Origin of the sequence: Myceligenerans indicum, assembly GCF_016742955.1 — a bacterium.
Classification (GTDB): domain Bacteria; phylum Actinomycetota; class Actinomycetes; order Actinomycetales; family Cellulomonadaceae; genus Myceligenerans; species Myceligenerans indicum.
Map to the genome: position 1 here is coordinate 1 of NZ_JABBYC010000109.1, position 2356 is coordinate 2356.

The 2356-nt window shown below is 74.8% G+C and carries 3 protein-coding genes; 1 reads left to right on the top strand and 2 read right to left on the bottom strand.

What is annotated here, in order from left to right; translation table 11 throughout:
• Positions 1 to 93 precede the first annotated feature (93 nt).
• Positions 94 to 381, top strand: coding sequence for a cellulose binding domain-containing protein (locus HGK34_RS22035; RefSeq protein WP_244667060.1), 288 nt, complete (start codon positions 94 to 96; stop codon positions 379 to 381).
• Between the two features lie 53 nt (positions 382 to 434).
• On the opposite strand, the gene HGK34_RS22040 is transcribed toward HGK34_RS22035, so the two are convergent.
• Complete coding sequence (locus tag HGK34_RS22040) at positions 435 to 1268, bottom strand: glycerophosphodiester phosphodiesterase family protein (RefSeq protein ID WP_201851538.1); 834 nt, start codon at positions 1266 to 1268, stop codon at positions 435 to 437.
• The gene (locus tag HGK34_RS22045) at positions 1265 to 2275 is read right to left on the bottom strand and encodes an alpha/beta hydrolase (protein WP_307816175.1); all 1011 of its coding nucleotides are present in this window, start codon (positions 2273 to 2275) and stop codon (positions 1265 to 1267) included. Before HGK34_RS22045 ends, HGK34_RS22040 begins: the two co-directional genes overlap by 4 nt.
• Between the last annotated feature and the right edge of the window lie 81 nt (positions 2276 to 2356).

Consider the following 2356-nt stretch of genomic DNA (forward strand, 5'->3'; position numbering starts at 1 on the left):
AGATGTGTATAAGAGACAGCCCCCACTCCGACGGACGAGCCGACCGGCGACCCGACGAGCCCCGAGCCGCCGTCGGGCACCTGCGAGGCCGTGATGATGGTCGTGAACGCGTGGGAGGGCGGCTACCAGGCCGAGGTCACGGTCACGGCGACGAGCGACGGCCTGGACGGCTGGCTGACGCGGTTCACGCTGTCCGGATCGGGCATCACGCAGCTGTGGAACGGTGAGCCGCAGGGCACGACGGGCACCGTCGCCGTCGGCAACGTCTCCTGGAACGGCGCCCTGGCGCCGGGCGCGTCGGCGACCTACGGGTTCATCGGCTCCGGGACGGCGCCGGTCACGGCCCCGGCGGTCGGGTGCGAGCCGTCGAGCGTGCCGTGAGGTCCCGGACGACGCCGCCCGGGGGCCGCGGGCTCGGCCCCGCGGCCCCGGGCTCAGGCCCACATCCCGCGGGCGGTCAGCACGTCCTTGAGGACGTCGGCGCGGTCGGTCACGATGCCGTCCACGCCGAGGTCGATCAGGCGGTTCATCTCGGCGGCGTCGTCGATGGTCCACACGTGCACCTGCTTGCCGGCGCGGTGGGCGGCGCGCACGGTGACGGCGTCGACCACCGTGAGGTGTCCCGCGCCGGGCAGGGGCTGCGCGACGGGGACCTGCAGGGCGCCGACGTCACGCAGGGCACGTCGCGCCAGCGGCGCGATGCGGGTCCGGGCACCGGCGAGGAAGCGCGCGACCTCGCCGGTCCCGGCCGAGGTGGCCACCGGCCGCGACAGGAGCGCGAGCGTCGCGCGGCGGCGCGCGGGCGAGAACGAGGTGACGCACACGCGGTCGTGGGAGCGGGTGCGCTCGACGGCCTCGGCGACGGGCCCTACTCCGGAGTCCGCCTTGACGTCGATGTTCACGCGCAGGCCCGGCCAGGTGCCCAGCAGCTCGTCCAGCCGGGGGACCGGCTCGGTCCCGCCGATGCGGGCGGCGCGCACGGCGTGCCAGGGCAGGTCGGCGACCTGCCCGGTGGCGTCGGTGGTGCGGTCCAGCGACTCGTCGTGCAGGGCGACGGCGACGCCGTCGCGGGTGCCGTGCGCGTCGGTCTCGACGTAGGAGAAGCCGAGGTCGACGGCGGCGGCGAACGCGGCCAGCGAGTTCTCCAGGCCGTTGTCCACGCCGCCGGGGCGGGCGAACCCGCGGTGGGCGAGCGCGGCGAAGCCGCGGGGGGCGTCGAAGTAGCCGGTGTCCGTGGCGCCGCGGTCGTTCGCGTCACGGGCCGTCACAGTCGTTCCTCCAGCCACGCGAACAGCTTGCCGAGGTAGTCGGTGCGGGGCCCGTGGGCCGACAGGGACAGGTCGTGCACCCCACCGGGGACCACGAGCGGGGTGACGTCCTCCCCGAGCCGCCGGGTGCGGCGGGCGATCTGGTCGACGTCGAGCACCGTGTCCTGCGTGTCGAGCAGCGGGTTGTCGGCCTGGTCCGGGCCGGAGGAGTCCGACCGTGCCACGAGTACCGGCACCGGGATCCGCAGGCCGCGGGCGACCTGCATCTGGACGCGCCGCACCGCGCGCATCCACAGGGCCAGGGTCGGCTGCCCCTCGGGCTTCTTGAGGCGGGTGTCGAACTCCCAGCGGCCGCCGTTGGCCGCCAGCAGGTGCGTCGCGTACTCGCTGCGGCCGTTCGTGATGACCCGGTGAGGGCTCGCGGGGGCCGCGATGCGCAGGATCCACGTGCCCACGGTGCGGTCGAACAGGGTGCCGGGCAGGTCCAGGAACGGGCTGTTCAGCGCGAGCAGGTCGGGCCCCTGGAACGACCCGTCCGGGAGCGTCTCGCGGCGGGCGTGGGCCCACAGGGCCGCGGTGAGTCCGCCGGTGGAGTGGGCGTGCACCACCAGCGGGATGCCGGGGTGCAGCTCGCGGACGGCGCAGGCGGCCTCGTCGATGTCGGCGGCCTGCTCGCGCAGGTCGCCGACGAAGTGCGGTACCTGGTCGGGGCGCAGGGAACGTCCCGCGGCCCGCAGGTCGACGGCGTGGAAGGCGTACCCGGCACGCGTGAAGGCGTGGGCGAGATGCTCCTGGAAGAAGTAGTCGTTGTAGCCGTGCACGTGCACGACGGCGGCGCGCGGCGGCGGGGCGTCGTCGTCGGGGAGCATCCGGACCAGGGTCGCGGGGCCGAGCTTCGCCTGTTCGAACGGCGGGCCCAGGAGCGTGTCCGTCTCCCAGTCCAGCGGGAGGTGCGGCGCGGACCGGGGCGACGCCGGATCGTGAGCGGGCTGCGAACGTTCGGGCACTCAGGGATAGTAGCCCGCGCGGGGGCGGGGGCGGGCCAGACCCTGTCTCTTATACACATCTGACGCTGCCGACGATAAGGC